Here is a 1,391-nt window from a genome sequence, read left to right on the forward strand (position 1 = left end):
GACTCGGCGAGCGGCGGGGCCGGCGGGGAGCCGCCGTCCCACGCGGGCCCGAGGTCGATCGGCCGGGCGCGCCGCCCGCGACCCTTGAGCAGGTCGAAGCAGACGTTGGTGGCGATCTGGAACAGCCACGACCGCAGCGACGAGCGACCTTCGAAGCGATCGAGCGCGCGCCACGCCCGGATGAGCGTCTCCTGGACGGCGTCCTCCGCCTCGAAGGGCGAGCCGAGCATCCGGTAGCAGTAGCCGGTCAGCTGCACCCGGTACGCCTCGAGCTCATCGGGATGCGGCTGAGCTGCGGTGACGTCGACCACGTGTACCACCTCCGGGGACGGCGCGCGTCAGGCGGCCCATGCTAGGCGGTCCCACCGACACCCCTGGACGAGTCAAGTGCGGTCAGGTCTTTGGCCGAAAGACCGGTGACCAACCCGCGGTGGGAGTTCGACGACTGCCCCAGGGGCGGGTTCGGGTCAGTCCCGTGCAGGTGGTGTGGAATCGCCGACGTAGGACTCCACTGCGGCTCGCAGCTTGTCGGCGGCGCGGGCGATGGTGTCCAGTTGCGCGGCCGTGAACTCGCCGAGCACTCTCCCGAGCTGCAGCTGCAAAGGATCGAAGAACGCGTCGGCGGCAGCGTTGATCGCAGTGGTCGAGTGCAACGTCACGATGCGCCGGTCGGTGCCTTCCCTGGTGCGCTCCACGTGCCCTGCTTCCTCCAGGCGCCCGAGCAGGATCGAGGTGGCCCCGGGAGAGAGGCCCACGCGTTCCGCGAGGCGCGCGGGTGTCAGCGGCCGGCCGAGCTCCTCCGCTTCGATGATCAGTACGACCGCGGCGGCATCGGTCGTATGCATGCCCATGCTCCGGGCGAAGACCCGCGACAGTTCGTTCTGCGCAGCGCTGAACGCGGTGAAACTCTGCACCACGCGCGTGTACGCGTCGCCTGCTCCGGTCGGCACGGCCTCGGTCATCTCCAGCTCCTCCGTTGTGGGGCACATGCTACCGCTTGACGCAAAATAATTTTGTGACAAAATAGTTTTGCGACAGCATGTAGTTGCGGTGCCGTCCGTACGCGCCGCGAAGTTCACGACAAGGTATGGAGCATCACATGAACCGCCCGATCGCGATCATCGGAGCCGGACTGGCCGGGGACCCTCGCCCGGGTCCTGCACGTCCACGGCATCCCCTCGACCATCTACGAGGCGGAAGCCTCTCTGATGTCCCGTACGCAGGGAGGCCAGCTCGACATCCACGATTTCAACGGCCAGGTCGCTCTCGGGGAATGCCGGCTCCTCGACGAGTTTCGCTCGATCATCAACTTCGGCGCGGAAGCCATGAGGTTCCTGAGCCCGAATGGAGAACTGGTGGGCGAGATCCCCGACGACGGAGAGCTGAACAAC

The 1,391-nt window shown here is 67.1% G+C and carries 2 protein-coding genes and 1 pseudogene; 1 reads left to right on the top strand and 2 read right to left on the bottom strand.

Features of this window, described 5'->3' with window-relative positions:
* The coding region (locus ACFFNX_RS48045) for a sigma-70 family RNA polymerase sigma factor (protein ID WP_378213117.1) at positions 1-311 on the bottom strand (311 nt) is incomplete at its 3' end.
* 156 nt (positions 312-467) lie between these two features.
* Positions 468-962, bottom strand: coding sequence for a MarR family winged helix-turn-helix transcriptional regulator (locus tag ACFFNX_RS48050; RefSeq protein ID WP_378213118.1), 495 nt, complete (start codon positions 960-962; stop codon positions 468-470).
* Between the two features lie 246 nt (positions 963-1,208).
* Here ACFFNX_RS48050 and ACFFNX_RS48055 point away from each other — a divergent pair.
* Positions 1,209-1,391, top strand: a pseudogene (locus ACFFNX_RS48055) (FAD-dependent monooxygenase); the annotation flags it as partial.

It is taken from the genome of Actinoallomurus acaciae (assembly GCF_042429965.1).
Classification (GTDB): domain Bacteria; phylum Actinomycetota; class Actinomycetes; order Streptosporangiales; family Streptosporangiaceae; genus Actinoallomurus; species Actinoallomurus acaciae.